The following is a 24,653-nucleotide window of genomic DNA, read 5'->3' on the forward strand; positions in this document are numbered from 1 at the left end:
CAGTTCGCCACGGGCGATCAGATCGCCTGTGAAGGCGTGAAGCGAACGCCTGCGGATCGCATCTGCCCAGGCGCGAGCACAATGCCGCCGGTGTTGATGCCAGGGTCATCCGCGCGGTTGAACGCATCGGTGATGTTGCTGACCGGCTCGGCACAAAAGAACGGCTCGCCAGGCGGCGTGTAGAGGACGAGGAAATCGAGCGGCGCCTCGGCCTCGATGTCCAGCTGCCGTCCATGCTCAGGCCAACTGATCAGGGCGCGGCCCGTCCATCCGGTGAAGACCGTGTCGAAATCCACCTCTGAGACGTCGAAGCCGGTGGTCGGATCGGCTCCCGCCGGCGGTGGCACGTGGCGGGTTGGCAAGACCTCCGCGTCGGTCTCCCACATGCCGGACACCCGCGCCTGGACATGCGTCCACGGCGTCGACGGGAAAAAGGGGTGGAGCCCGAAGCCGGCAGGCATCGGCGTGTCCGACAGGTTGCGCACCGAAATGGCAATCACCAGCCTGCCATCGATCAGCGAGATCACTTGCCGGGCCTCATAGCTCCACGGCCAGGAATCGGCGATGTGGTGATAGTGCAGGACGATGGTGCCGGCTTCGCACCGCATGACTGTCCATGGCCTGCGCCAGCCATGGCCATGCTCATGGTGCGGGTCCTCCGGCCGGCTGGGCAACTCGACGGTGCGGCCCGCGAATTCGAAGCGGCCACCCCTTATGCGATTGGAATAGGGGACGAGCGGGAAGCAGGCCATCGCGCCGGCATCGCGGCGGCCGATCGCCGCCTGATCGGCCGGGCGTAGCCAATCGACGGCAGACCCGTTCTGCCACCAGCGATACGACGCCACGGCGCCGCCGGCAGCCGGAGCAACTTCGACAGTCGCGATGCCGTCGCTGATCGAGATCAGCTCTGGATGCTGCTCGGCAACGGCAGCGGAATTCTTTGTCATCAGCATTCCCCCATCCTTGACTCCGATCGCAATGCCTTTAAGACATATCATATGAATAGTATGAAGAATAAGAAATCTTTCAGTACGGCACGCACTTCGCGCGTCGCCGTCGCGGTTTCCAGCGGCTCCACCGCGCTGCACGCGACGGTGGTCGAGCAGATCGGTCTGCGCATCGTGCAAGGTGATTTCCTGCCCGGCGAAGCACTGCCCAATGCCGACGATTCCAGTGAGATGCTGGGGGTCAGCCGCACCGTGTTGCGCGAGGCGATCAAGGTGCTGGCGGGCAAGGGGCTGGTCGAGTCGCGGCCGAAGACCGGCACACGGGTGCGTCCTCGCTCCGACTGGAATTTCCTCGACCCGGATGTCCTGTCGTGGCGCTACGCGACGGGTGTCAGCGCCGACGATGTCAGGGCGCTGTTCGAGCTGCGGCGGGCCATCGAGCCGATGTCGGCAGCACTTGCCGCGCAGCGCGCCACACCGGCGCAGATTGCCGAGATCAATGCCGCGCTGGCTGAAATGGAAGCGGTCGGCGACGACGGCGACCGCTTCGCCAAGCCCGACCTGCTGTTCCACCAGACCATCCTGCGCATGACCGGCAACGAGCTGATCGGCTCGCTGGCGGCGCTGGTCGAAACCGCATTGGTGATGAGCTTTCGCCTCTCCAACGACAATCCGGAAGGGCAGCGCCACTCCTTGCCGCTGCATCGGGAAGTGGCCGAAAAGATCGCATCCGGCGACGCAGCCGGCGCGCAAAAGGCACTGCTCGTGCTCATCGACAATGCCGAGGAAGACGTGCGCCGCAGCGTCGAGAACCGAAACAAGCGTCGCCAGGATCGGGAACAGACATCGTGACGGACAAGAAACGCAAGCTGCGTTCCCAGGCGTGGTTCGGCGGTGAAGGCAAGAATGCCTTCATGCACCGCAGCTGGATGAAGAACCAGGGCATCCCCGCCGACGCCTTCGATGGCCGCCCGGTGATCGGTATCTGCAACACCTGGTCGGAACTGACCCCGTGCAATGCGCATCTGCGCGCGCTGGCCGATCACGTCAAGCGTGGCGTCTATGAAGCCGGCGGCCTGCCGCTGGAGTTTCCGGTGATGTCGCTGGGCGAGAGCAATATGCGCCCCACCGCCATGCTGTTTCGCAACCTGGTCAGCATGGATGTCGAGGAGTCCATCCGCGGCAATCCTATCGACGGTGTCATCCTGCTGGTCGGCTGCGACAAGACCACGCCGGCACTGCTGATGGGTGCTGCGTCGTGCAATCTGCCGACCATCGCCGTGTCGGGTGGGCCGATGCTCAACGGCAAGTTCCGTGGCAAGGATATCGGTTCGGGCACGCATGTCTGGAAATTCGCCGAGGAGGTGAAGGCCGGCCGCATGCCGATCGCCGATTTCCTTGCGGCCGAGCAGGGCCAGAGCCGATCGGCGGGCAGCTGCATGACAATGGGCACAGCCTCGACCATGGCCAGCATGGTGGAGGCGCTCGGCATCGGCATGCCGGACAATGCCGCGATCCCGGCGGTGGATTCGCGCCGTAGCGTGCTTGCCCAGATGGCCGGACGCCAGATCGTCGAGCTGGTCCACAGGGACGTGACGATAGCGCGGATCCTCACCAGGCAAGCGTTCGAGAATGCCATTCGTGTCAACGGCGCGATCGGCGGCTCGACCAATGCGGTGCTGCATCTCATCGCCATCGCCAACCGGCTCGGTGTCGATCTCAGCCTCGAGGACTGGGACCGCCTTGGCCGCGACGTTCCAACCATTGTCGACCTGATGCCGTCGGGCCGGTTCCTGATGGAAGATTTCTACTATGCCGGGGGGCTAGCTGCGGTCATGGCGTCGCTTGATGAAGTGGGGCTTCTTCATCGCGACGTCATGACCGTCAGCGACAAGACAATCGGTGAATTGATCGACGGCGCGCCCAACTACAACAGCGAGGTCATCCGGCCGCTGAGCCATCCGCTGACCAAGGAAGGCGGCATCTCGATCCTGCGCGGCAACCTGGCGCCCGACGGGGCGGTCATCAAACCGTCGGCTGCGACGCCCGAGCTGATGCAGCATCGTGGCAAGGCGGTGGTGTTCGAGAACATCGAGCACTACTACGCCCGCATCGACGATCCGGAACTGGATATCGACGCCTCCTCGGTGATGGTGCTCAAGAACTGCGGACCGCGCGGTTACCCAGGGATGGCCGAGGTCGGCAACATGCCGCTGCCGGCGAAGCTGCTCAAGCAAGGCGTCTCGGACATGGTGCGCATCTCGGACGCGCGCATGAGCGGCACCGCCTACGGCACCGTCGTGCTGCACGTGGCGCCGGAGGCCGCAGCCGGTGGCGCGCTGGCCCTGGTGCGCGACGGCGATCTCATCGAGCTCGATGTCGCCGGCCGCCGCCTGGAGCTTTTGGTGTCGGACGAGGAGCTGGCGATCCGCCGGCGCGACTGGCAGCCGCCGACGCCCCCCGAAGGCGGGTACCAGAGCCTCTATGTCGAGCGCGTGCTGCAGGCCGACAAGGGCTGCGATTTCGACTTTCTCGTCGGCCGGCGCGATGCCGGCATCCCCCGGCATTCCCACTAGAGAGGCGCGTGATGACGAATGAAATCGGCAGCTACGCGACCTACCCAAGCCTCAAGGGCCGCAGCGTCTTCATAACCGGCGGCGGCAGCGGCATCGGCGAAAGCCTGGTGCGGCATTTCTGCGCGCAAGGCAGCCGCGTCGCCTTCGTCGACCTGGCGGAGGAGCCTTCACGGCGCCTGGTCGATGCGATCGCGGCCGAGGGGCATGCCGCACCGCTGTTCATTCCCTGCGACCTGCGCAATGTCGAAGAGTTGCAGGCAGCCACGGCGCAAGCAATGCGGCACAACGGTCCGATCCAGGCCCTGTGCAACAATGCCGGCAATGACGACCGCCATCAGACCAAGGACGTGACGGTCGCCTACTGGGACGACCGCATGGCGGTCAATCTGCGCCACCAGTTCTTCGCGGCGCAGGCGGTGCGACCGCAGATGAGCACGCTGGGCGGCGGCTCGATCATCAATTTCGGCTCCATCACCTGGATGGTCGGCGATCCCGATTGCCCAGCCTACGTCACCGCGAAAGCCGCCGTTTACGGCATGACGCGGGCGCTGGCGCGCGAGCTCGGCCCCGAGCGCATTCGCGTCAACTGCATGGTGCCGGGCTGGGTGATGACCGAGCGCCAGATGCGGCTGTGGCTAAACCCTGCCGGTGAGCGCCAGATCGAGGAGAGGCAATGCCTGCCCGACCGGCTGCAGCCCTCCGATATCGCGCGCATGGCGCTGTTCCTCGCCGCCGACGACAGCCGCATGTGCACAAGCCAGCAGTTCATCGTCGATGCGGGCTGGGTGTGACCCGCACGGTCTCAAGGAAAAAGGGTATTTCATGCGTCTTGTTCAGTACAGAATGCCAGATGGCAGCAGGCGGGTCGGCCGTGTCTCCGATGACGGCAACCACCTGCGCCCGCTCGAAGAGACCAGCAGCGTGCTGGAACTGGCAGAGGCTGCAATCGCCGGGGGTGCGTCCATCGCCTCGCTGGTCGAGAAACGGACGGGCGCTGCAGCGATCGACTATGACGAGCTGTTGCGCGATGGCCGCGTGTTGGCCCCGGTCGACCATCCCGAACCGGCGCGCTTCCTGGTCACCGGCACCGGCCTGACCCATACCGGAAGTGCCGCGGCACGCGACAAGATGCATGTGCTGACCCATGGCGAGGACGCCGAGGAGTCGGATTCGCTGAAGATCTTCCGCATGGGCCTGGAGGGCGGCAAGCCCGCCGCCGGGCAGATCGGAATCCAACCCGAATGGTTCTTCAAGGGCGTCGGCACCTGTGTCGTTCCGCCCGGCGCGCCCCTGCCGATGCCGGCCTTCGCGCGCGCCGGCGCCGAAGAGGCCGAGATCGTCGGCCTCTATCTCAACGGGCCGGACGGCCGCCCATACCGCATCGGCTATGCGCTCGGCAACGAATATTCCGACCATGTGACGGAGGCCGAGAACTACCTCTATCTCGCCCATTCCAAGCTCCGTTCCTGCTCGATCGGCCCGGAGCTGCTGATCGGCGACCTCCCCGACGAAGTGCGCGGCCATTCCCGCATCCTGCGCGACGGCGCCGTCATCTGGGAGCAGGAGTTCCTGTCGGGCGAGGCGCACATGTCGCACTCGATCGCCAATCTCGAACACTTCCATTTCCGCTACCCGATGCACCGCAGGGCGGGCGACCTGCATGCCTATTTCTTCGGTGCGGCGGTGATGAGCTACGCCTCCGGCATCAAGACGGCCTCCGGCGACGAGTATGAAATCCAGGCACAGACATTCGGCAAGCCACTGCGCAACCGGATGGTTTCGGTGCCGGACGAGGGACTGGTCGCTGTCACGCAGCTGTGACGGCGAGGGTCCGGAAATAGCGGTCCACCAGAACGACAATGGGAGATTGAAAATGGGACTGAAAAGACTGTTTCTAAGAATGGCGACAATCGGCCTCGGTATCGGCCTGATGACATCGGCGGCCCTGGCCGCGAACCTCAGGGTTCTGGCCTGGGACGGCTATGCCGACCCGGACTGGGTGAAGGATTTCACGGCGGCAACCGGCATCGGCGTCGATGTCGTCTTCATCGGCAGCGACGACGAGATCTGGGCCAAGATCAAGGGCAGCGAAGGGCAGGACTTCGACGTCTTCGCCGTCAACACCGCCCAGTTGCAGCGCTACATCAAGGCCGATCTGGTGTCGCCGATCGACATCACCAAGCTGGCCAACCAGAAGGAAGTGCTGCCGCGCTTCCGCGATCTGTCTCAGGTCAGCGGCGACACCAAGGACGGCAAGGTCTACGGCATTCCGTTCTGCTTCGACTCCATCGGCCTGATCTACGACACCGACAAGGTCAAGCCGGCGCCGACGTCGATGTCGGTCCTGTGGGATCCGGCCTACAAGGGCAAGGTGCTGGCCTATGACAATGGCGAGCACAATTTCTCGTTCACCGCGCTGACGCTCGGCTACAAGGATCCGTTCAATCTCAACGAAGAGCAGATGGCGGCGGTCAAGGCCAAGCTGGTCGAACTCAAGCGCAACGTGCTGAGCTTCTACACCACCGCCGACGAGGCGCAGCAGATCTACCAGAACAATGACGTTGCCCTGATCTGGGCCAATTACGGCCAGCAGCAGGTCAAGGCGCTGCAGAAGATCGGCGCCCATGTCGCCTACGTCAATCCGAGCGAGGGCGCGCTTGCCTGGCTCGACAACTGGGTTATTTCCAAGGGCGTTCGCGACAATGCGGCCGCCGAGAAGTGGATCGACTTCATGCTGAGCAAAAAGGTCAGCGGCGAGCTTTCCGAGCGTACCGGCTTCGGCAACACGGTGACCGAGACCGGCAGCGCCGGCGGCAACGACAAGCTGGTCTGGCTCAACAATGTCGAAGACCCGCTCAAGCGTTCGGACATGTGGAACGAGGTCAAGGCCACGCCCTGATCTTTCCGCACCCTGACTTCGAAGGACCCGGCGGTCCGGACATTCCGGACCGCCGCAGCGTATGCGAGAATATCTTATGAACCAGAACACCGACCTGCTGACGCTGCGGTCCGTCTCGAAATCCTACGGCACGGTTCCCGTGCTGCACGACATCGACCTGTCGATCCGCGACGGTGAGTTCCTGACCGTTCTCGGGCCCTCCGGCTCCGGCAAGACCACGGTGCTGCGGCTGATCGGCGGGCTGGAGCCGCTGACCTCGGGCGAGATCCGACTGGACGGCCAGGACATCGGCCACATGCCGATCAATAGGCGGCCGTTCAACACCGTGTTTCAGGACTATGCGCTGTTCCCGCACCTCACCGTTTCCGGCAATGTCGGCTATGGGCTTTCGGTCCGCCACGTGCCGCGCAAGGAGATCGTGCGCCGCGTCGCGGAGGCGCTGGAACTGGTCCAGCTTGGGCGTTTTGCCGATCGCTTTCCAGCACAGCTCTCCGGCGGCCAACGCCAGCGCGTCGCGCTGGCCCGTGCGCTGATCTGCCAGCCGCGCCTGATCCTGCTCGACGAGCCGCTGGCGGCGCTCGACCTCGAGTTGCGCCGGCAGATGCAGGAGTTCCTGAAATCCATCCAGCGCGAAATCAAGACCACCTTCCTGTTCGTCACCCATGACCAGGAAGAAGCCATCGGCATGGCCGATCGGATCTGCGTGATGGAAGCCGGCCATATCCGCCAGCTCGGCACGCCGCACGATCTCTACTACAAGCCGAATTGCGAATTCGTCGCGCGCTTCTTCGGCGAGAACAATCTGGTGGCCGGACAACTCGGGATGGTCCAGGGCGAGCTGCGATCGATCGAGACGGCGCTCGGGCGCCTCATCTGCTCGATCAGTGGCCAGCCGCATTTGAAAGCCGCACCGGATGGCGCCAGCGCCTACGCGGCGTTCCGCCCCGAGGCCCTGCACCTGGCCGATACACAGGACACCGACAACCGCTTTTCCGGTACGATCGCCGATCTGGCTTTTGCCGGCTCATCGACCGTCGCCACCATCGCGGCTGGCGTCGATAGCGCCGCGCAACGCCTGCGGCTGCGCGTGCCAAGCCGGGTCGACGGCAGCGCGCTGAAATCCGGCGAGACGGTATCGCTTTCGTTTGCGCCGCATGAAGGCCATCTGGTGCTGGCATGAGCGAAGCAGGTTCGATGCAGCCCGCGGAAAGACGGCTGTCGCTGTTGGTGACGGTGCTGGCCTTCGCCTTGCCGGTGCTCTTCGTCCTGGTGCCGCTGGCGATCTTCCTCGGCTACAGTTTCTTCAGCGTCGACCAGGGCACGATCGTTTACGGGCTGTCGCTCGGCAACTATGTCCGCTTCTTCACCGATCCGATCTTTCTCCCGGTGTTCTGGAACACCATCGTGCTGTGTATATCGGTGGCCATCATCTGCATCCTGCTCGCCTATCCCGCCGCCTATTTCCTGACGACGCTGGAGGGGCGCTGGCGTTACGCCTTGCTGATGCTGCTGCTGGTGCCGTTGCTGATGAGCTACGTCATCAAGATCTACGCGATCCGCAGCATCCTTGGCCTCAACGGCTTCCTCAACAAGGCGCTGGTGGCGGTCGGCATCCTGCAGCAGCCGTCGACGCTTTTCGTGTTCAACATGAATGCCATCCTGCTGACGCTGACGTTGTTGCTGATCCCCTTCGCCATCCTGCCGATCTTCCTGTCGCTGGAGCGCATCCCGCAGGTGCTGCTGCGCGCCTCCGACGATCTGGGGGCGAGCGGATTGCAGACATTCCTGCGCATCACCTTGCCGCTCAGCCTGCCCGGCGTCGCCTCGGCGGCGAGCTTCGTCTTCGTGCTGGCGATCGGCGATTTCCTGACGCCGCAAATGGTCGGCGGGATCAGCGGCTTCACTTTCGGTCGCATCCTCTACAGCCAGTTCGGCACGGCCTATAACTGGCCGTTCGGCGCGGCGCTGTCGGTGGCGCTGGCGGTCGTGGTGATCGCTGCCATTCTCATTGGCGAGCGCTTCGGGCGCAACCGGGGGACGTCGATATGAGCGCCCTGCCCCGGCTGTCCACCGTCCTTCTGGCAGCGATCACGACGCTGGTTGCGGTGCTGCTCTACAGCCCGCTGTTCGTGCCGATCGTGTCTTCGTTCTTCACGATTTCACATGGTGATGTCGACTGGTCGTCACCGACCCTCTCGACCTATGTGGCGCTGGCGGAGAACCATGACATCCTGGCCGCCTTGCGCACGACGCTGATCGTCGGTGTCTGCACCGTCATCCTGTCGGTGGTCAGCGGAACGCTGCTGGCGCTCTACTATCACGGACGCCGTTCCGGGCGTTCTGTACTGCAGTTCATCATCTTCCTGCCGTTCCTGATGCCGCCGATCATCAGCGGCCTTGCGCTGCTGATCTTCTTTCGCGAGATCCACCTCGAACGCTCGCTGCTGACTGTCATCATCGGACACACGGTCTTCGTGCTGGCGATCGTCTACCGCACGGTGCTGACGCGGTTGCAATCGATGAGCCGCACTCTGGTCGAAGCGTCCTACGATCTTGGCGCCACCGGCTGGCAGACGTTCTGGCGCATCATCCTGCCAAACCTGTCGAGCGCGATGGTCGGCGGGGCTATCCTGGCTTTTGCCCTGTCGTTCGACGAAACGATGATCACCATCCTGGTCACAGGCACGCAAAGCACGTTGCCGGTCAGGCTGTGGGCGATGATGCGGCTTGGCTTCTCACCCGACATCAATGCGCTGGTGGCGCTGATCCTGATGTTCACCGTGCTGCTCTGCGTGCTTGCCGCCCGTTTTCTCATTCCCAGGCAAGTCGCGACGGAACGGACCTGAGTTACCGGGCACTGTCATCGAGACAAGGCAGATGGCTCGAGGTCGAAGACCCGCCCGGGATTGAGGATGTTCTTCGGGTCGAGTGCCGTCTTCAGCCGCCGCATCGTGGCGATCTCGGCGTCGCTGCGGACCAGATGCAGCCACTTCTTCTTGTCGAGGCCGATGCCATGTTCGGCCGAAACGCCGCCTCCGGCCGCCGCCACGCCGCGATAGATGATGTCATATGCCGCCGCCGGATCCACCGTGCGGACCTGATAGTGCAGATTGCCGTCGCCGAGATGGCCGAAGACATAGATGTCGGCGCCAGGGTCGACGGCATGGATGGCAGCGTCCGTTTCCCGCAGGAAGGCGTCCATGCGCGCCAGCGGGATGCTGATATCGACCCCGACCAGGTCTTTTGTCGAAAACAGAACGCGATTGGCATCCTCGCGCACATCCCAGAGTGCCCGGAATTCGCGCGGCGACTGCGAGACGACCACATCGTCGATCACGCCATCCTCGACCGCCTGCATCAACACCTCGGCGAAGCGCTCGCCGTCGCGTTCCGGCTCGCTGCCTTGGATCTCGGCCAGCACATAGACGGGCGAGCCCGCCGGCAGCGGCGCCGGCATGGCCATGCTGGCGACCATGACGTCATAGAGCGGTGCGAAGTTGACCTCGTAGGCGGACAGTAGCGGGCCGAGCTTTTGCCGGAGCAGCCCAAGCAGGGCGATCGCCGCATCGAGCGAAGAGAGCGCGCAGAAGGCGTTCACTTCGGAGGCCGGCTTGGGATGCAGCCTGAGTGCGGCGCGTGTGACGACGCCGAGGGTTCCTTCGGTGCCGATGAAGAGCTGGCTGAGGTCGTATCCGGAATTGTCCTTGGGCAGGCCCTTGAGCGAGGTCAGCACGCTGCCATCGGCAAGCACCGCCTCCAACCCAAGCACCTGCGCGCGGTACATGCCGTAGCGCAGCACGCGAATGCCGCCGGCATTGGTGGCGACATTGCCGCCAACCGTTGCCGAGCCACGGGCACCAATATCGACGCCGAACATCAAACCGGCGTCGTCGGCCGCCTCCTGCACCGTCTGCAGCGTCGCGCCCGCTTCCGCGACGATGCTGGCAGCCTGGCGATCCGGAGCGGCAAGGCCGGCCATGCGCTCCAGCGACAGCACGATCTCACCCGGCTGGACGCGTGCGCCACCGGCCAGCCCGGTGCGTCCGCCCTGGACGACGACCGGCTGGCCGAGAGCGTTGCACCCAGCCAGTGCTGCCGCGACACCAATGGCATCGCGCGGACGCAGTACCACTTCGGGTAGCACCCCAAGCTTCCCGTCGGGATCGTCACGATAGCGCTGGTCCACATCGGAGCCGACGAGGACGCCGCCCGCGCCCAGCCTATCGCCAAGAGCGGAAAGAAGCCGTTGCGTTTCAGGCGACATCGGGCTCAGGCGCTTGTGCGGCGAAGCGCGTCGTCCGTATCCGACGACCGGATGGCCCGATGAGTATTGTTGTCCAACACGCTCGCCATCCTTCAATTGCAGCCGGCCGATCCTATTCGAGATCGCCTGCTGTGCAAGCGATATCGGCCTGCCTTGAACGATGCCGGCATCAGTCGCGACAAGACGCGGTTGATGCCGGCAGCGCTGTGTCAGCCTACTGAAGCTTAGCCTGCAGCGCGTTGACGTCGTCGGTGGTCATTTCGCCGTCGGTCGTCACCTTGCCGTCGACGATCTTCCACAGCCGGAACGGGCCGGTGATGTCGCCATACTTGTCGAATGCGACCGGGCCGATGACGCCTTCATAGCGGATCGGCTTGCCGTCCTTGATCAGGCCAAGCGCCTTGGCGAATTCGTCCTTGCCGGCAAAGATAGGCGTGCCGGCCGGGTCGACCGCCTTGTACATCGCGTCCTTGATCTTGGCCGGATCCTCGGAGCCGGCGATGGCGATGGCGAGGCCGACGATGGCGCCGGCGTCATAGGAACGGTCGGCGGCTGGATTGGACGGCTCGATGCCGGAAAATTCCTTGTAGTTCTTCATGAAGTAGTCGGTCGATGCGGTCGGGCTGGTACCCGACGACGTGCCATAGGCATCCTTCAGATAGTCGGCGCCGACCGATTCGATGAAGTCCGGGCTGTTCATGCCGTCATTGAGCAAGAATTTCTGCACGCCGCCTTGCGAAATCCAGGTGCGGGCAACGGTTGCACCGTCGACCGGCGTGCTGACGAGATAGAGCCCGTCCGGCTCGCCGGCCATCGCCGCCGTGACTTCCGAGGCATAGCTCGACTGCTTTTCGTTGTAGGGCGTGTCGGAGACGATGGTGCCGCCGAGCGCTTTGTAGGCGCGAGAGAATTCGGCCACCATGTTGACGCCGAAGTCGTTGTTGACGTGGATGATCGACAGCTTCTTGAAGCCCTTGTCGATGGCATATTTGGCGGCGGCGACGCCCTGCAGCGCGTCCGACGTAATGGTGCGGAAGAAGATGCCGTTGGTCTTGCCGTCGCGGCCGAGCGCCGTCAGCGTCGGCGAGGACGAGGCCGGCGACACCTGGACGATCTTGGCCGGCGCGGTCACCGAGGTCAGGATCGGGATCGACACCGAAGAGATGATGCCACCGATGATGACAGGCACTTTCTTGACCTGAACCAGCTGGGTCGCGGCATCGACGGCGATGTTGCCCTGGCTCTGGCTGTCCCGCGTGTCGGTGGCCAGATCGCAGCCGCGCACGCCTCCGGCGGCGTTGATGTCACGGAAGGCCATTTCGACCGACTTGGCGCCGGCCTGGCCGTACTCGCCGGCCGGGCCGGTCAGTTCCATGACAAGGCCGACGGTGATCTTGCAATCGGCGGCCTGCGCCGCGCCGGCCATCGTCACGAGCGCGAGCGCGGTGGTGAGAGTGAGTATGGTCTTTGTCATTGTTGTTCCCCTTTCGTTACTCGACTGTATTTAATCTCTGGAGCCTGTTCAGCTTTCCGGCACCTGCAGCCAGGTTTCATGCAGATGCCGCCATTGGACGCCGTTGGGCGCCGATGAACTGGTGGTGAAGACGGCGCTGGACTGGCGACGGCTGCGCTTGCCTGCGCGCAGCTGCGCCTCGACGTAGAAGACGACGACCGTGTCGGCGTCCTGCCAGCCGGGCCGGATATCCTCGATCGAAATGGTGAAGCCGTCGTCGCAAGTGGCGCGGCTTGAGCGGACATGATCGACGACCGCGTCGCGATCGAGGACCTTGCCGTCCGGCGCGACCATGCCGAAGTCGTCGCCCATGGCACGCTCGAAACGGCTGAAATCTGTCTTGTCGGCGCGCGCCGCGACGAACCAGTCGACGAAGAAGCGATGCAGGTCGATGACCTCGGCGCTGGCCCTGGAAAACAGTGTCTCGTTCATGGCGATCATGTCCGGCCCGCGTTCAGATTGTAGTGCATGATCGAACCGTGGCGGCCGTGGCGGTCGCGCTCCAGCGTATAGACGTCGCCCAGGGGGCCTTGGCTTTGCGCGATCACGGCGGCGATCCCCGCCATGTCCTCGGCATCGAGCGCAACGTCCATGATTTTGGCATTGGCCAGCGCATGCGCCTGGTTGCGGGCACCGACGATGACGGCCGCCACTTGCGGCTGTTCGAGCACCCAGGCGCTGGCGATGGTGGCGATGTCGACGCCGTGGCGATCGCCGACGGTCTTCAGCGCCCGAAGCAGCTGCTGGAACAGATCCCAGCCACCGAAGTCATCGATGATCAGCTTGTATTTCACCAGCGAGCGGTTTTCGAGCGGCGTGGCGGGCTCGGCCACGCCAAGCCACTTGTCGCTGAGGAAGCCGCCGGCGACGGAACCATAGCAGAGGAAGCTGACGCTATTTTTCGCGGCCATGCCCGCCAGGCTGTTCGCTGGCCGCTGGTCGAGCACCGAATATTGCAGCTGCTGGCTGACCAGCGGAATGCCGGCAGCGAGGATTTCGGCCAGCCGCGGCGTGTCGAAATTGGTGGTGCCGAGATTGCGCACCTTGCCCTCGAGCCGAAGTTCGTTGAGCCAGCCCATCGCCTCGACATAGCGAGGCTGATCATAGTCCCACCAGTGGAACTGCACGAGATCGAGCCGTTCGGTCTTCAGCCGCCGCAGCGACTGGTCGACGATGCCCCTGATATAGTCGCGGCTGATGCTAGCAAGCCTTTCAAGGTCAGGCACCAGCTTGGTGTGCACCTTCATCCTGGCGGCGGCGTCGAGGCCGCGCTCGCTGGCCAGCCGCAGGCGCGCGGCACCGATGAGTTCCTCGACGCCGGTGTAGATGTCGGCGCAATCATAGGTCCAGATGCCGGCATCGAATGTGGCGATCAGGTCGGTGACCGCTTGGCTGCGATCGATAGCGCCGTGGCCGCCGGCCAGTTGCCAGCCACCGCGAATGACGCGCGAGATCGTATAGCCGGGGCCGAGTTCGAAGGTCTTGGCGGTCATCTCTGGTCATTCTCCTTCGGCAGCGGCACGGCCGTGGTTTCGGCATGGCTGAACCGCCGCTTGCCGGTCCTGACGATCCTCAGCCGGCTGGCGCAATTGGGATCGGGACAAGCGATCTCGGCGTCCGAGGTCATCCAGTCATTCCTGTCGGTCGGGCGCTGCTTGGCCGCCAGCAGCGGCAACACGGCGGCGAGCGAGTAGATCGAGAAGCCTTGCCCAGCCGGCATCGACAGCATCTCGCCCTTGAGCTCGAAATAGTCGCCGGCCCTGGCCCCGCAATAGATCGGCTTGCCCTCGGGGATGACCGCCTCGACGCGAAGGTCGAAGAGCTCGAAACTGTCGTCAGCCATTTGAGGCCTCCACCAGGCTGAAGGTGATGTCGCAGGCGCCGTTGCGCCGGATCACACCGCAGGCGGCAGCGAACTGATCGCGGTCTTCGGCGCGCACCTGCGCCACCACGCTGCCGGCGAGCCAGCCGATCGGGAACAGAAGCCGCGAGCCCTGCCCGTAGAACAGGCCGATGTCGAAGATCGCATTGGGGTTGCCGCCCCACATGCGCGGCGGCACATAGGACAATACGATGTCACCGGGCTGCGGCGTCAGCGTCGCATTCTCCGCCGGCAAGGGCCTGGCATAGGCCTGCCCCTCAAGATCGGCTGATGGAACCGGGCAGGAGATTTCCGGCCCCGTCCACATCGCATGGATGCCCGGGACGACGCGCGGCGTGCCGAGATACGCCTTGAGAAAGGCGGCGTTTTCCGGCGCCTTCTCCGGCAGCAGCAGCGCCGTGACGGCAAGCTTCGAGCGCGGTTCTGTGATCCTGATGGCGGGCCTGGTCATTTCTGGTCTTTCGCGGCGGCGGCTTGCAATTTGCTGCGCAGGAAGGTGAAGGGCCGGCTGATATCGGCGACCAGCGCCTCACGCGCTGCCTGCGCATCCTGCGTGGACAGCGCCGTCACGATGCGCCGGTGATACTGGGCGGTGTCGACCTCGCCGGCTTCCGAGAAGGCATAGATGGCGACGCGAATGCAAGGTCCCGACTGCAGCCACAGACTCTCGATCATCGGGATCAGCACGGCCGAACCGCAGGACCGGTAGATCTCGAAGTGAAAGCTCTGGTTGAGCGTCACTTCGCGGTCGACATCCTTTTTGTGTTTCAGCGCCCGCATCTCGTCCCATTCGCCCAGAATGGTCTCGATGGTCGCGATCTGGCGCGGACCCATGCGGGCGGCGGCAAGCGCGATGGCCTCGCCCTCGATCAGGATGCGGGCCCGCAAGAGATCGTCGAGCCGTTCCAGCGTGATCGGCGGCACGCGCACCGAACGGTTGGGCAGCGCCTCCAGCGCCTTTTCGGTGATCAGCCGGCCCAGCGCCTCGCGCACCGGCATGGTCGAGGTGACGAGCGCATCGGCGAGACCACGGATGGTCAGCACCTGGCTTGGCTCGAACAGGCCGCCGATCAAGGCGCGGCGCAGTTCGGAATAGACGCGATCCTGCACGGTCTCGCGGCCGACCGGCGCAAGCTGGGCAGCGATCACCTCGTTGTTCTTTTCGATGGCAGCCTTTTGCATGGAATTCCGTTGTTGGCCGTTTTCGGCTTGCGGACGAAATTAAAGCCGAATAGCGTGATCAAAGCAAGTGTGATCACAAATCAAAAATCAGGAGGCGGCGATGATCGTCTTCGGCCAGAGGGTTTGATGAGCGAGGCAGCCAAACGGCAAAGGGAGGGAAACCGCGCCCCGGTTCTGGCGGCAAGGAATGTCGTCAGGCGTTTCGGCGGTCTCGTCGCCGTCAACGATGTCTCGTTTGATCTCAGGGCGGGAGAAATCCTTGGCCTCATCGGACCCAACGGCGCCGGCAAGACGACGATGTTCGACCTGCTCGCCGGCAGCATCTTGCCAAGCAGCGGCGAGATCTTCCTCAACGATGCGCGCGTCTCGGGGGAAGCCGCGCATCTGCGCATCGGTCGTGGTCTCGGCCGCACTTTCCAGATCCCTCGTCCGCAGCCCAACCTGACGCTGATCGAAAACATCATGCTGGCGGCACAGGGCCAGGCCGGCGAAAAATTGCTCGCCAACTTCGTCACGCCGTGGCGGGTGGCGGCGCAGGAAAGAGCGGCCAGGGCAAAAGCGCTCGAACTGCTGGAACTCGTCACCCTCACCCACCTCGCGCATGAACCGGCGCGCGTGCTTTCTGGCGGCCAGCGCAAGCTGCTCGAACTCGCCCGCGTGATGATGGCCGACCCGGCGATCATCCTGCTCGACGAACCGGCGGCCGGCGTCAACGCGAGCCTGCTCGAAGTCATCATCGACCGCATCCGCGACATCAACGCGCGCGGCATCACCTTCCTGCTGATCGAGCACAACATCGACATGGTGACGCGGCTCTGCCATCGCGTCCTCGTCATGGCGAGCGGCCAGTTGCTCAGCGAAGGCACGGCGGAAGAGGTCGCGCGCGACCCACGCGTCATCGAGGCCTATCTCGGAGGCACCGCATGAGCGAGACCGTTCTCGATGTCCGCGACCTCGAAGCCGGTTACGAACCCGGCGTGCCGATCGTGCGCGGCGCGTCGATCACAGTCAACAAGGGCGAGATCGTCGTTGTCCTTGGCCCCAACGGCGCCGGCAAGTCGAGCTTCATCAAGGCGATTGCCGGCCTCGTCCCGATCACCGGCGGCACGGTGTTTCTGGATGGCAGGGACATCACCGCCGCACCGGCCCACACCATGGTGCGGCTTGGCCTCGCCTTCGTGCCGCAGACCGAAAATATCTTTCCGCTGATGTCGGTCGAGGACAATCTCAGGGTCGCCTGCGGCATCCTCGAGCGGCGCGAAATCCCTGCCCGCCTCGAGGAAATGTATGCGGCCTTCCCCGACCTCGTCCGCCAGCGCCGCACCGCCGCCGGCAACCTGTCGGGCGGGCAGCGGCAGATGCTGGCCGTCGCACGGGCGCTGATCGTCCACCCCAAGGTGCTGGTGCTCGACGAACCGTCGGCCGGACTGTCGCCGAAATTCGTGTCGATGGTGTTCGAGATGCTGGCCGGCATCCGCAAGTCCGGCGTCACCATCCTGCTGGTCGAACAGAACGCCAAGGCAGCACTTGCCATCGGCGACCGCGCCTATGTGCTGGTCGAAGGCAAGGACCGGCACGAAGGCATTGCCTCCGAACTGTGGAACGATCCCGTCGTCGCCGAACTCTACCTCGGCCAGCGCCCGCTGCACGCCGAGAAAGGAGGCGCGGCATGAGCCTGCAATTTGTCGTCGACGGGTTGCTGACCGGCTCGATGATCGGCTTGGGCGCCATCGGCGTGACGCTCACCTATTCGATCCTGCGCTTCTCGAACTTCGCCCATGGCGACTTCATGGCCTGGGGCACCTATGCGACGCTGGCCGTCGTCAGCGCCATCGGCGCGACATTCGGCAAGGTGGCGCCGATCGCGCCACTGTCCTTCGGCTGGCCGCTCCTTGTCGCTCTGGTCGTCGGGATGGCATTCACCGCACTCCTGGCGCTGCTGCTGGACAGAGTGCTGTTCGCGCGGCTGCGCTCACAAGGCCAGGCCATCATCGTGGTGATGGCGAGCTTCGGCGCTTCGATGGCGCTCCGGAGCCTGCTCGAATTCACCTTCTCCTCGCGCCCGACCTATTTCAGCCGGGCGATCCAGATCGCCATGCCGGTCGGCTTCGGCATCCGCATCACGCCCGACCAGATCGCGCTCTTGCTGCTGACCGCCGTGCTCGTGCTCGGCGTGCATCTCTTGATGACACGCACGCAGACCGGCCGCTCGATGCAGGCCTTGAGCCAGAACGCGGCACTTGCCCGCATCGTCGGCATCGACGTCGCCAGCGTGGTGCGCGTCACCTGGATCATCGGTGGGGCGCTGGCCTGCGTGGCCGGCGTGATGATCGGCATTCTGGTGCAGATCCGCCCCTTCATGGGCTTCGACATGCTGCTGCCGATGTTCGCCGCAGCCATCCTCGGTGGCATCGGCAGCATCCCCGGCGCCGTTCTCGGCGGCCTGATCATCGGGCTCGCCGAAGCCGGCGCGGTGCAACTGATCGGCGCCGAATGGCGCGCCGCCGTCTCCTTCATCATCCTGATGGCGGTGCTGTTCGTGCGGCCGATCGGCCTTTTTGGTGTGAGGGAACGCTGATGGATCTGCTCGGCTATGGCGCCTTCTTCCTGACCACCGCGCTGATCTTTTCGCTGGTCACGCTGGGGCTCAATCTGCAGTGGGGCCTGACCGGCCTGTTCAATGTAGGCCTCGCCGGCTTCGTCGCCATCGGTGCCTACACCTCGGCGCTGCTGACGACACCGGACGACGCCGCGCGGCTCGGCGGCTTCGGCTTGCCGATCCTTGTCGGCTGGCTCGGTGCCATGGTCGTCGGCGGCATCGCTGCCGCGCTTACCGGCATGGCCACGCTGCGTCTGCGATCCGACTATCTGGCGATCACCACCTTCAGCGTCGCCGTCGTCGTGCAACTGGTGGCACTCAACGCGCAGAAATTGACTGGCGGCCCATTCGGCATCGGCTTCATCCCACGCCCGTTCGGCAGCCTCGCCGAGACGCCGCTGCTGTTCAACCTGTCCAACCTCGCCGTGGTCTGCGCGGTCACGCTCATCGCCTATCTCGCTTTGGAGCATCTGTCGCGCAGCCCGTGGGGACGTGTGCTGAAGGCGCTACGCGAGGACGAACGGGCGGCGATCTCGCTGGGCAAGAGCGCGCGTTTCTACCGCGTGCAGGCCTTTGCCGTTGGTGGCGCCATCATGGCACTGGCTGGCGCACTGCAGGCGCATTTCACCGGCTTCATCGCGCCGGACAATTACCTGCCGATCCTGACCTTCCAGGTTTGGGTGATGCTGATCGTCGGCGGCTCGGGCAGCAATCTCGGCGCCGTCATCGGCAGCATCCTGGTGTGGGGGATATGGGCAGGCTCAGGCACGCTGACCAGCGTGCTGTTCCCACCGGAGCAGCAGGCCCGCGCCGCCTCGCTGCAGATCGTCGCCATCGGCGTCATGCTCTGCGTCATCCTGCTGATCCGGCCGAACGGTCTGTTCGGCGACAGGCCGCGGCGGCCACGGTTCGGCAAGCGGGCGAGGATCGCCGAGGCCAAGAGCAGTTCCGGGTCATGAACGCAGTAGCCCGGCCGGAGGCGCATGGCGCTTCGCTCTGGCATGCCGTCAGCCGCAACCACCGCGACCGGCCGGCGCTGCAAGGCGGCTTCGATGTCGACCTCGCCATTGTCGGCGGCGGTTTTTCCGGTCTTTCAACCGCGTTGCACGCCGCCGGGAAAGGACTTTCCGTCGCCATTCTCGAAGCCGAATTCATTGCCTGGGGCGCGACCGGCAGGAATGCCGGTTTCGTCGTGCCCAATTTCGCCAAGATGGACCCTGACACCATCCTTGCACATCTGGGACCGGAGCGCGGCGAACGCCTGATCGATTTCGCCGCAGGCAGCGCCGATCTGGTCTTCGGCCTGATCAAGCGGCACGGCATCGACTGCGACGCACTGCAGAGCGGATGGATCCAGCCGGCGCATTCGCCCGCCGCGCTCGAGAAGGTCAAATCACGCGCCAACCAATGGACGCAACGCGGCCGGCCGGTCGCAGCATTGGACCGGCAGGAGGTCGAAGCCCTGACGGGCGCCAAGGGCTATGTCGGTGGCTGGATGGATCGTTCGGGCGGCGTGCTCAATCCGGTGGGATACGCGCGCGGGCTGGCCGATGCGTCCGAGAAGGCTGGCGCGCGCATCTTCGAACAAACACGCGTCACCTCGGTCGATCGCATGGCCGATGGCTGGGTGCTGAAAACGCCGGCAAGCTCGGTGCGTGCCGGCAAGGTGCTGATCGCCACCAACGCCTATGGCGGGCCACTCAATCCGTTGCTGCAGCGAACCTACTTCCCGCTGAAAGTCTTCCAGATCGCCACCGCGCCGCTGCCGCGCGAGATACGCACCCGCTTGCTGCCCGGCGGGCAAGGCGTCGGCGACACCAGGCGCAATCTCTTCACCTTCCGCTTCGACGCCGAAAACCGGCTGATCAGCGGCGGCATGCACATCCTTGGCGCCGGCGCCGATACGCGCGTGCCGCAGACAATCTGGCGGCGGCTCGCCCGGCATCTCGACCTGCCTGACCTGCCGCCGCTTGCCTATAGCTGGTCGGGAATGGCCGCGGTCGAACCGGATTTCCTGCCGCATCTCCTCGATCTCGGGCCGGGCCTGATCGCCGGTCGCGCCTGCAATGGACGCGGCATCGCCATGACCACGGCGATGGGCAAGGTGCTGGCCGACTGGGCCGCTGGAACCGACGCCCGCGACCTGCCGCTGCCCTTCGGGCCGCCGGCGCCGATCCCGTTCCATGCGCTGATGCGGCACGCGCCCAACATGCTGCTTGGCTGGAGCATGCTGCGCGACCGAATGGACGAGGCTGGATAGCGTGCCTAGCCGCGCGGACGATCAGTCGGTCGTGCGAAGATTCTCGGAAAGAATCGCGGCCGCGACGGCGATGTCCTCTTCGAGGGATGCTCGAACCGCCGAACCGCTGTGCTGCTCCAACGCGGCAACGATCCTGCGATGCGCATCGTTCGACTGCGGGATGTAGCGATCGGCCTGCATCAGCAGCTTCAGATAGGGGCCTACCCGGCCCCAGAGGTCGCGGATCATGTTGAGCAGGATGGGCGCACCGGCGTGCTGGTAGATAGCGAAGTGGAAGGCCTCGTTCAGCGTGAGATAGGCCCTGGCGTCACCAGCCTCGATGGCGCGCTGCATGCCGTCGAGCGTGACCTGCAGCTGTGCCAGCCCGCTTTCGGTCATCCGCGAGGCGGCCATCTCGCCCGCCAGTCCCTCGACGGCGACGCGAATGCGCGTCAGTTCCTCGAAGGCAGGCGCGGACAGCAAGGGCACGATGATCGAGCGGTTGTTCTGCATCTCGAGCAGCCGCTCGGCGACAAGTCTCTGCAGCGCCTCGCGGATCGGCGTCGTCGATATCCCGAACGTCTCGGCGAGCTTGCGGATGACCAGCGTCTGGCCCGGGCTGAAGCCACCTGAAATCAACTCCTGCTTGAGCGCGCCATAGGCGCGGTCGTTCAGGGTCTGATGTTCAAGCTTCAGCATGGGCGGCCCGCTCCGTTCACCATTGCGACAGTGCGCGATCGAGCGTCTCGGCCAGTTGCTCGGCATTGTCCCTGGCGAACGGCAGAGGCGGCCTGATCTTCAGCACATTGCCGCGCGGACCGCAGGAGGAGATCAGCACGCCATCCTCGCGCATGGCTTCGACAACCGCTGACGTCTTGGCCGCGGCCACTGCCTCGTCGCCCTCCGCCGTCAACTCGACGCCGAAATAGAGGCCGTTTTGCCTGATATCGGCGACCATGCCGTGCCGGCTCTGGAGGGCGGTCAACAGGTCAGCCGTATAGGCGCCGACCATGCGCGCATTCTCGATCAACCCCTCGCCTTCGATCACGTCGAGAACGGCGATGCCGACGGCAGCCGCGACAGGATTGCCGCCGAAGGTGTTGAAGTAGCCGGTGTTCGAGCCGAAAGAGGCAACAAGCTGCGGCCGCACGAGCACGGCTCCCATAGGATGCCCGGCGCCGATCGGCTTGCCCAGCGTGACGATATCGGGCTCGATGCCATAATTGGCGAAGCCCCACATGCCCTGGCCGAGCCGTCCGAAGCCGGACTGGACTTCGTCGGCGATGACGATGCCGCCGGCGTTTTTGACGTGATCCGCCGCCTCGCGCATCACCTCGGCGTCGGGAAAGAAGATGCCGTCGCTGGAAAAGGCCGAGTCGAGAAGCATTGCTGCGGGACGGATATTCTGCGCACGCATGCTGTCGATGGCGGCGGCGACATTTTTGGCAAAATCGCGCGCGGTTCGGCCATGGTCGCGGAACGTGTCGGGCGCCGCGACAGTGCGGTGGTGCGCGGGCACACCCTTTGCCCCGACCGCCGCCGGCGACAGTTGCGCGGTCGCGATCGTCGCGCCGTGATAGGCGAAGTCGGTGATGATCACCCCGGTGCCGCCGCTGGAATGCTGGGCAATGCGGATGGCGAGGTCATTGGCCTCGCTGCCGGTACAGGTGAACATGGCGTGTCCCAGATGGGGCGGACAGGTGCCGAGGAGCTTTTCCGCGTAGTCGAGGATGATCTCGCTCAGATAGCGGGTGTGCGTGTTGAGCGTGGCGGCCTGCCCCGACAGGGCCTCGACGACGCGCGGATGGCAGTGCCCGACCGAGGCGACATTGTTGTAGGCATCGAGGAATTTCCGGCCCTGCGCATCGTACAGCCAGACGCCGCTGCCGCGCACCAGATGGATGGGGTTGCGGTAGAAGGCGCGATAGGTCGGGCCAAGCAGTCTGGCGCGACGCTCGAGCAGCGCGCGCTGGGATGCCGTCGCGTCGACATTTGCAGGGTTTGGCGAGGACTGGGACACGAGCATCTACTCCGGATTGGAATGGTCGAGGAAATATTGGCGGGCATCTTTGGACGACAGACCGTCCAGCCGTTCGAGCGAGGCCCAGACTTCCGCGCCGTGGCGCAGGACATAGTCGCGTTTGGCAGGGAACCGCTCCGCCTGCCAGGTGGCGATGTTCACGATGAGCGCAAGGCGGGCGCGGATCAGATTGAAAAGAATGCCGATCTCTTCGACCTCGAGCGGCTGCACCGATTGATAGCCGGCGACGAAGCGCGCGGCCGGTGCCAGTGGATGGCCTTCCGCCGGCCAGCGATAGACGGCGCCTATGGCGAGGTCACAGATCAGCGGCGAATGGATCATATCGCCGAAATCGAGGATGCCGCTCACGACTTCCGGCCGCGAAGCGTCCATCACCACATTGTAGGAGTTCATGTCGTTGTGGACGATCTGGGCGCGCAGTTTCGGGATTACCGGTGCCGCATGCTCCTCGAAGGCGTCGATGGCACGTTCGACCATGGCGCGCCGGCCAGCGTCAGTGATATGCGCCATCATCGGCCGCGTCTTGGCGACCTTGCGGATATCCCAGAGCAGATCGCTGCCGGCGGCCGGATGGAAGAAGCCGCGCAGCGCCCGACCGAGGCGGGCGAGGAAGATGCCGAGATTGCGATCCTGCGCCGCTGATGCCGGCGAGCGCGAAAGCAACTGGCCGGGCAGATAGGTGACCAGCCGGATGATACGCGGCGCCGACCCACCGACGCTGAATGCGAATTGGGCTTCGCCCTGAAGGCTTTTGCGTACCGAGGGAACCGGCAAGGTGGGGTCGACCGCCAGGATATGGTCGAGCGCCTTGTTCTGGAAATCGGTGAAGCCGGGCTCTTCCGCCGGATGGGAGATTTTCAGGACGAACTCGCCCTCTCCGTCTGTCTGGATGTGAAAGTTGTGGTCGCGTTCGCCGGGCAATGGACGCGCGGTGCCGGTGAGCCCGTAGTGCTGGCGCAAGATGGCGAGTGCGTCGGCTGTCGAAACGTGCGGCGCGTCCTCGGCGAGCGTGTCGCCGAAAGCATCAGGTACGGCCGCGTTCATGATTTTGCCTCGGGAGCGACCGGTTCGAGGCCGCACCAGTCGGCAATGAACAGCGCGATGGTCTGGGTGACCTTGCGCACCGAATCCAGATCGACGGCTTCGTCATAGCCATGCGGCATGCGGCAGATCGGGCCGTAGACGATCGCCGGCGTGTCGGCATAAAGGCCGAAGAAACGCGCATCGGTCGTCGCCGAGGTAACGTGTTCCGTCAGCGGCTCGCCCCAGACCGCGACATGGCTGCGCCGCAGCACGGCTTCCATCTCGTCGGCCCCTTCCAGCACATAGCCCTCGGCCATGAAGCCGTTGTAGGTCATCTTTGGCGGGCGATTGGCCAGGAACGGATCGGCGCGCGCCGCATCGGCGATGCACGCCTCGATCTCGGCTCTGGCGTCCTCGAGCTTCTGGCCGGGATAGGTGGCGACGCGCATCTCGAACACACAGCGCGCCGGAACGCTCGATGTCCACTCGCCGCCTTCGATCCTGCCGAGGTTGAAACGGATCGGGTGCGGATGCTCGCAAAAATGCGGGTCATCGACCTTGCGCGCGTTCCAGACGATTTCGAGCCGCTTCAGCGCCTGGATGATGACGAATGCCTTTTCGATGGCATTGGCGCCGGCCGAGAAGGCGCCCGACGCGTGCTGCGGATCGCCGTCGACCTCGACCCGGAACCAGATCGGCCCGACCTGCGCCCGCATCAGCCTCGGCTCCAGCGGTTCCGGGATGAAGGCGGCGTCGGCGCGGTAGCCGCGCTGCAGGCAAGCGAGCGCGCCATTGCCGGTGCACTCTTCCTCGACCACCGATTGCAGGAACACGTTAGCTGCCGGCTGATAGCCGAGGCTGCGCAATGCGGTCAGGGCATAGAGACAGGCCGACAGGCCGGCCTTCATGTCGCCGGCGCCGCGGCCATGCATCCAGCCATCCTCGATCGCCGGATCGTAGGGATCACGCACCCAGCGGTCGAGCGGTCCCGTCGGCACCACGTCGACATGGCCGTTGAGGATCAGCGAGCGGCCGGTCGCGTTTCGCGGCGTGTGAGTGGCAACGACGTTGAAGGCATCGTCATAGGAAACCGCCACGGGTGAAAAACCCGGCAGGTCGCGAATTGCATCGACATCGACACGCCACATATCGACCGCATAGCCATCCGCTTCATAGGCAGCCGCCATGAAGGATTGCGCGGCGTGTTCCTCGCCACGCTGGGAGGGAAAGCGCACGAGGTCCGCCAGGAACGCGACTTGCCGCGCGAAGCCGTCATCGACCGCGCGCAAAATGGCTTCGTCGGCAATTCGCTCAGGCATGATATTCCGCTTTCCCGTGAATGGTGTATCATATCTCATATGCCATTTCCTGGAAAGCCAAAGAGACAGGTCAGGCCAAAACGATGGCCCAACCAGGGAACCTCTTGGCAGGCGGGCGCAGACTTGGCATCAGCTTAACGCATGCCAGCGAAATTGCGTGGCAGAGATC

At 64.7% G+C, this 24,653-nt stretch carries 25 protein-coding genes; 13 read left to right on the forward strand and 12 right to left on the reverse strand.

Features of this window, described 5'->3' with window-relative positions:
- Positions 1 to 17: 17 nt before the first annotated feature.
- Positions 18 to 947 (reverse strand): aldose 1-epimerase, encoded by a 930-nt coding sequence (locus tag BLS48_RS08480; protein WP_091576917.1) that lies wholly within the window; start codon positions 945 to 947, stop codon positions 18 to 20.
- Positions 948 to 1,007: 60 nt separating this feature from the next.
- On the opposite strand from BLS48_RS08480, the gene BLS48_RS08485 reads away from it, so the two are divergent.
- From BLS48_RS08485 to BLS48_RS08520, 8 genes are all read left to right on the forward strand, one after another.
- A complete protein-coding gene (locus BLS48_RS08485) occupies positions 1,008 to 1,799 on the forward strand; it encodes a FadR/GntR family transcriptional regulator (protein WP_091576703.1) in 792 nt (263 codons plus the stop codon).
- Positions 1,796 to 3,523 carry an IlvD/Edd family dehydratase gene (locus BLS48_RS08490; RefSeq protein WP_091576704.1) on the forward strand — a complete coding sequence of 576 codons (1,728 nt, stop codon included), beginning with the start codon at positions 1,796 to 1,798 and terminating at the stop codon, positions 3,521 to 3,523. The genes BLS48_RS08485 and BLS48_RS08490 overlap by 4 nt, the downstream gene beginning before the upstream one ends.
- An 11-nt stretch (positions 3,524 to 3,534) precedes the next feature.
- The gene (locus tag BLS48_RS08495) at positions 3,535 to 4,314 is read left to right on the forward strand and encodes an SDR family NAD(P)-dependent oxidoreductase (protein ID WP_091576706.1); all 780 of its coding nucleotides are present in this window, start codon (positions 3,535 to 3,537) and stop codon (positions 4,312 to 4,314) included.
- Positions 4,315 to 4,345: 31 nt separating this feature from the next.
- A complete protein-coding gene (gene araD1, locus BLS48_RS08500) occupies positions 4,346 to 5,344 on the forward strand; it encodes an AraD1 family protein (protein ID WP_091576707.1) in 999 nt (332 codons plus the stop codon).
- 52 nt (positions 5,345 to 5,396) lie between these two features.
- Complete coding sequence (locus BLS48_RS08505; RefSeq protein WP_091576709.1) at positions 5,397 to 6,422, forward strand: ABC transporter substrate-binding protein; 1,026 nt, start codon at positions 5,397 to 5,399, stop codon at positions 6,420 to 6,422.
- 76 nt (positions 6,423 to 6,498) lie between these two features.
- Entirely contained in the window at positions 6,499 to 7,602 is a 1,104-nt protein-coding gene (locus BLS48_RS08510) for an ABC transporter ATP-binding protein (RefSeq protein WP_091576710.1), read from the forward strand.
- Positions 7,599 to 8,471: an ABC transporter permease gene (locus BLS48_RS08515; RefSeq protein ID WP_091576712.1), complete on the forward strand. Its 873-nt coding sequence runs from the start codon at positions 7,599 to 7,601 to the stop codon at positions 8,469 to 8,471. The genes BLS48_RS08510 and BLS48_RS08515 overlap by 4 nt, the downstream gene beginning before the upstream one ends.
- Positions 8,468 to 9,268, forward strand: a complete 801-nt coding sequence (locus BLS48_RS08520; RefSeq protein ID WP_091576714.1) for an ABC transporter permease — start codon at positions 8,468 to 8,470, stop codon at positions 9,266 to 9,268. The genes BLS48_RS08515 and BLS48_RS08520 overlap by 4 nt, the downstream gene beginning before the upstream one ends.
- Before the next feature lie 14 nt (positions 9,269 to 9,282).
- On the opposite strand, the gene BLS48_RS08525 is transcribed toward BLS48_RS08520, so the two are convergent.
- The 7 genes from BLS48_RS08525 to BLS48_RS08555 form a co-directional block, all read right to left on the reverse strand.
- Positions 9,283 to 10,686 carry an FAD-binding oxidoreductase gene (locus BLS48_RS08525; RefSeq protein WP_091576716.1) on the reverse strand — a complete coding sequence of 468 codons (1,404 nt, stop codon included), beginning with the start codon at positions 10,684 to 10,686 and terminating at the stop codon, positions 9,283 to 9,285.
- A 214-nt stretch (positions 10,687 to 10,900) separates the two neighbouring features.
- Positions 10,901 to 12,160 (reverse strand): ABC transporter substrate-binding protein, encoded by a 1,260-nt coding sequence (locus BLS48_RS08530; RefSeq protein WP_091576718.1) that lies wholly within the window; start codon positions 12,158 to 12,160, stop codon positions 10,901 to 10,903.
- Between the two features lie 48 nt (positions 12,161 to 12,208).
- Positions 12,209 to 12,640, reverse strand: coding sequence for a DUF4440 domain-containing protein (locus BLS48_RS08535; RefSeq protein WP_167364995.1), 432 nt, complete (start codon positions 12,638 to 12,640; stop codon positions 12,209 to 12,211).
- Positions 12,637 to 13,692 carry an aldo/keto reductase gene (locus BLS48_RS08540; protein WP_091576720.1) on the reverse strand — a complete coding sequence of 352 codons (1,056 nt, stop codon included), beginning with the start codon at positions 13,690 to 13,692 and terminating at the stop codon, positions 12,637 to 12,639. The genes BLS48_RS08535 and BLS48_RS08540 overlap by 4 nt, the downstream gene beginning before the upstream one ends.
- Positions 13,689 to 14,042, reverse strand: a complete 354-nt coding sequence (locus tag BLS48_RS08545) for a TIGR04076 family protein (protein ID WP_091576721.1) — start codon at positions 14,040 to 14,042, stop codon at positions 13,689 to 13,691. Before BLS48_RS08545 ends, BLS48_RS08540 begins: the two co-directional genes overlap by 4 nt.
- Positions 14,035 to 14,532 carry a DUF3830 family protein gene (locus BLS48_RS08550; RefSeq protein WP_091576723.1) on the reverse strand — a complete coding sequence of 166 codons (498 nt, stop codon included), beginning with the start codon at positions 14,530 to 14,532 and terminating at the stop codon, positions 14,035 to 14,037. Before BLS48_RS08550 ends, BLS48_RS08545 begins: the two co-directional genes overlap by 8 nt.
- Positions 14,529 to 15,263, reverse strand: a complete 735-nt coding sequence (locus BLS48_RS08555) for a GntR family transcriptional regulator (RefSeq protein WP_091576725.1) — start codon at positions 15,261 to 15,263, stop codon at positions 14,529 to 14,531. Before BLS48_RS08555 ends, BLS48_RS08550 begins: the two co-directional genes overlap by 4 nt.
- Before the next feature lie 126 nt (positions 15,264 to 15,389).
- Here BLS48_RS08555 and BLS48_RS08560 point away from each other — a divergent pair, with 126 nt between their 5' ends.
- Genes BLS48_RS08560 through BLS48_RS08580 form a run of 5 tightly spaced genes read left to right on the forward strand, consistent with a single transcriptional unit; the run spans position 15,390 to position 20,122 of the window.
- Positions 15,390 to 16,190, forward strand: coding sequence for an ABC transporter ATP-binding protein (locus tag BLS48_RS08560; protein WP_091576726.1), 801 nt, complete (start codon positions 15,390 to 15,392; stop codon positions 16,188 to 16,190).
- Positions 16,187 to 16,936, forward strand: coding sequence for an ABC transporter ATP-binding protein (locus BLS48_RS08565; protein ID WP_091576728.1), 750 nt, complete (start codon positions 16,187 to 16,189; stop codon positions 16,934 to 16,936). The genes BLS48_RS08560 and BLS48_RS08565 overlap by 4 nt, the downstream gene beginning before the upstream one ends.
- Positions 16,933 to 17,841 carry a branched-chain amino acid ABC transporter permease gene (locus BLS48_RS08570; RefSeq protein WP_091576730.1) on the forward strand — a complete coding sequence of 303 codons (909 nt, stop codon included), beginning with the start codon at positions 16,933 to 16,935 and terminating at the stop codon, positions 17,839 to 17,841. Before BLS48_RS08565 ends, BLS48_RS08570 begins: the two co-directional genes overlap by 4 nt.
- Positions 17,838 to 18,821: a branched-chain amino acid ABC transporter permease gene (locus BLS48_RS08575; protein ID WP_167365006.1), complete on the forward strand. Its 984-nt coding sequence runs from the start codon at positions 17,838 to 17,840 to the stop codon at positions 18,819 to 18,821. The genes BLS48_RS08570 and BLS48_RS08575 overlap by 4 nt, the downstream gene beginning before the upstream one ends.
- Complete coding sequence (locus BLS48_RS08580) at positions 18,818 to 20,122, forward strand: NAD(P)/FAD-dependent oxidoreductase (RefSeq protein WP_091576734.1); 1,305 nt, start codon at positions 18,818 to 18,820, stop codon at positions 20,120 to 20,122. The genes BLS48_RS08575 and BLS48_RS08580 overlap by 4 nt, the downstream gene beginning before the upstream one ends.
- 21 nt (positions 20,123 to 20,143) lie before the next feature.
- Here BLS48_RS08580 and BLS48_RS08585 read toward each other — a convergent pair whose 3' ends face one another.
- Genes BLS48_RS08585 through BLS48_RS08600 form a run of 4 tightly spaced genes read right to left on the reverse strand, consistent with a single transcriptional unit; the run spans position 20,144 to position 24,484 of the window.
- Positions 20,144 to 20,800 (reverse strand): GntR family transcriptional regulator, encoded by a 657-nt coding sequence (locus tag BLS48_RS08585; RefSeq protein ID WP_091576736.1) that lies wholly within the window; start codon positions 20,798 to 20,800, stop codon positions 20,144 to 20,146.
- Between the two features lie 16 nt (positions 20,801 to 20,816).
- On the reverse strand, positions 20,817 to 22,127 hold the full coding sequence (locus tag BLS48_RS08590; protein ID WP_167364996.1) for an aspartate aminotransferase family protein: 1,311 nt from the start codon (positions 22,125 to 22,127) through the stop codon (positions 20,817 to 20,819).
- Positions 22,128 to 23,186 (reverse strand): phosphotransferase, encoded by a 1,059-nt coding sequence (locus tag BLS48_RS08595; protein ID WP_091576738.1) that lies wholly within the window; start codon positions 23,184 to 23,186, stop codon positions 22,128 to 22,130.
- Entirely contained in the window at positions 23,183 to 24,484 is a 1,302-nt protein-coding gene (locus BLS48_RS08600) for an ArgE/DapE family deacylase (RefSeq protein ID WP_167364997.1), read from the reverse strand. The genes BLS48_RS08595 and BLS48_RS08600 overlap by 4 nt, the downstream gene beginning before the upstream one ends.
- Between the last annotated feature and the right edge of the window lie 169 nt (positions 24,485 to 24,653).

The sequence above is a fragment of the Mesorhizobium qingshengii genome (assembly GCF_900103325.1).
Taxonomy (GTDB): Bacteria; Pseudomonadota; Alphaproteobacteria; order Rhizobiales; family Rhizobiaceae; genus Mesorhizobium; species Mesorhizobium qingshengii.